The organism is Streptomyces sp. NPDC057654 (assembly GCF_042800135.1).
Classification (GTDB): domain Bacteria; phylum Actinomycetota; class Actinomycetes; order Streptomycetales; family Streptomycetaceae; genus Streptomyces.
The window spans coordinates 1-2,657 of the sequence record NZ_JBHVHQ010001054.1; the positions used below are offsets into that span (position 1 = coordinate 1).

General features: G+C 71.9%; 3 protein-coding genes. All 3 read right to left on the minus strand.

What is annotated here, in order from left to right:
• Nucleotides 1-20: 20 nt before the first annotated feature.
• Nucleotides 21-473, minus strand: a complete 453-nt coding sequence (locus ACFU99_RS40270) for a hypothetical protein (RefSeq protein WP_384402719.1) — start codon at nt 471-473, stop codon at nt 21-23.
• Between the two features lie 4 nt (nt 474-477).
• The gene (gene dapB / locus ACFU99_RS40275; RefSeq protein WP_384402722.1) at nt 478-1,230 is read right to left on the minus strand and encodes a 4-hydroxy-tetrahydrodipicolinate reductase; all 753 of its coding nucleotides are present in this window, start codon (nt 1,228-1,230) and stop codon (nt 478-480) included.
• Between the two features lie 81 nt (nt 1,231-1,311).
• A partial coding sequence (locus ACFU99_RS40280; protein WP_384402725.1) for a M16 family metallopeptidase occupies nt 1,312-2,657 on the minus strand: 1,346 nt, incomplete at its 5' end.

Here is a 2,657-nt window from a genome sequence, read left to right on the forward strand (position 1 = left end):
GTCGTCTGTGTCCGTCCGGCTCAGGCCCGTACGGGCTTGCCGTCGTGCAGGGCGATGGCGCGCTGCATGGCCTTGCGGGCGCGCGGGGTGTCGCGGGCGTCGTGGTAGGCGACCGCGAGGCGGAACCAGGAGCGCCAGTCGCCGGGCGGCTCCTCGGTCTCCGCCTGCCGCCTGGCGAAGACCTCGTCCGCGGAGTCGCGGTCGATGCGGCCGCCGGGCGTCCGTACGAGCTCGTCCACCGGCAGCCCGCCCTCGGTCTCCAGCTCCCGCGCGAGGCGGCCCGCGTCGCGCGCGAACTTGGTGGTGTGCCACAGGAACCAGGCGCCGATGAACGGCAGGATGAGCACCGCGACGCCGAAGACGACGGTCACCGCGGTGCCCTGCTCTATGAGCAGCACGCCACGGCTGCCGACCAGGACGAAATAGACGACCAGGACGGCGGCCAGGGCGAAATAGACGATCTTTGCGCGCACGGTGTCAGCCCAGGTCCAGGAAGTGTTCCAGGCCGAACGTCAGCCCCGGCGTGTCGACGACACGGCGCGCGCCCAGCAGGATGCCCGGCATGAAGCTGCTGTGGTGCAGCGAGTCGTGCCGGATGGTGAGGGTCTCGCCGGTGTCGCCGAGGATGACCTCCTGGTGGGCGAGGAGGCCGCGGAGACGGACGGAGTGCACCGGGACGCCGTCGACGTCCGCGCCGCGCGCGCCGTCCAGCGCGGTGACCGTCGCGTCCGGCTGCGGCGCGCGGCCGGCCTCGCTGCGCGCCGCCGCGATGAGCTGGGCGGTGCGGGTGGCGGTGCCGGAGGGGGCGTCGGCCTTGCCCGGGTGGTGCAGCTCGATGACCTCGACCGACTCGAAGTAGCGGGCGGCCTGCTGGGAGAAGCGCATGGTCAGCACGGCGCCGATGGAGAAGTTCGGCGCGATGAGCACGCCGGTCCCCGGTGCGGCGTCGAGCTGTCCGCGCAGCCGGTCGAGGCGCTCGTCGGTCCAGCCGGTGGTGCCGACGACGCCGTGGATGCTGTTGCGGACGCAGAAGTCGAGGTTGTCCATGACCGAGTCGGGATGGGTCAGCTCGACGGCGACCTGGGCGCCCGCGTCGGTCAGCGCGTCCAGGCTGTCGCCCCGGCCCAGCGCCGCCACCAGTTCCATGTCGTCGGCGGCTTCCACCGCCCGTACGGCCTCGGAGCCGATACGGCCCTTGGCGCCGATGACTGCCACGCGCAGCTTGCTCATCGTGCTTGCTTCCTTCGACTTCTCGGCTGATGGGGTCCGATCGGGTGATCGGCCCCAGGCTAGGCGGCGTCGGCTGCTCCGTCAGGAGACGACGTCGTGCAGACGGGCGGCCTGCTTGTCCTTCAGCGGTCCGATGACGGACAGCGAGGGCCGCCGGGTCAGTACATCGCGGGCGACCGCGCGTACGTCGTCCGGGGTGACGGCCGCGATGCGCGCCAGCATGTCGTCGACGGACATCTGCTCGCCCCAGCACAGCTCGCTCTTGCCGATGCGGTTCATCAGCGCGCCGGTGTCCTCCAGACCGAGCACGGTGGAGCCGGCGAGCTGGCCGACGGCGCGGCCGATCTCCTCGTCGCTCAGGCCCTGCTCGGCGACCTGGTCGAGCTGGTCGCGGCAGATCTTGAGGACGTCGTGGACCTGGTTCGGGCGGCAGCCCGCGTAGACGCCGAAGAGGCCGCAGTCGGCGAAGCCGGAGGTGTAGGAGTAGACGGAGTACGCCAGTCCGCGCTTCTCCCGGATCTCCTGGAAGAGGCGGGAGCTCATGCCGCCGCCGAGGGCGGTGTTGAGCACGCCGAGCGCCCAGCGCCGGTCGTCCGTACGGGCCAGGCCCGGCATGCCGAGGACGATGTGGGCCTGCTCGGTCCTGCGGTCGAGCACCTCGACGCGGCCGGCCGTGCGCAGCGTGCGGGCGCCGTCGCGCGGGGCGATCGGCGTCGCGTCCGCAGCGCCGAGGGCGTCGGCCCGCTCGAAGGCGCGGCGGACCTGGCGTACGACCTTGGCGTGGTCGACGTTGCCCGCGGCGGCCACGACCAGGTGCGTCGGGTCGTAGTGCTTCTTGTAGAAGCGGGCGATGCGGTCGCGGGTCAGCGCGTTGACCGTGTCGACGGTGCCGAGGACGGGGCGGCCCAGCGGGGTGTCGCCGAGCATGGTCTCCGCGAAGAGGTCGTGCACGCAGTCGCCCGGGTCGTCCTCGGTCATCGCGATCTCCTCAAGGATGACGCCGCGCTCGGCGTCGACGTCCTCGGGCTTGATCAGCGAGCCGGTGAGCATGTCGCAGACCACGTCGATGGCCAGCGGCAGATCGGTGTCGAGCACGCGCGCGTAGTAGCACGTGTACTCCTTCGCCGTGAAGGCGTTCATCTCGCCGCCGACCGCGTCGATGGCGGCGGAGATGTCGAGCGCGCTGCGCCGCTCGGTGCCCTTGAAGAGCAGGTGCTCCAGGTAGTGGGTGGCGCCGTTCAGGGAGGGCGTCTCGTCGCGGGAGCCGACGTGCGCCCAGATGCCGAAGGTGGCGGAGCGTACGGACGGCAGGGTCTCGGTGACGACGCGCAGGCCGCCCGGAAGGGTGGTCTTGCGGACCGTGCCGATGCCGTTCTCGCCCTTGAGAAGCGTTTGGGTACGGGCGACGGCCCGCCCCTCCGTGGAGG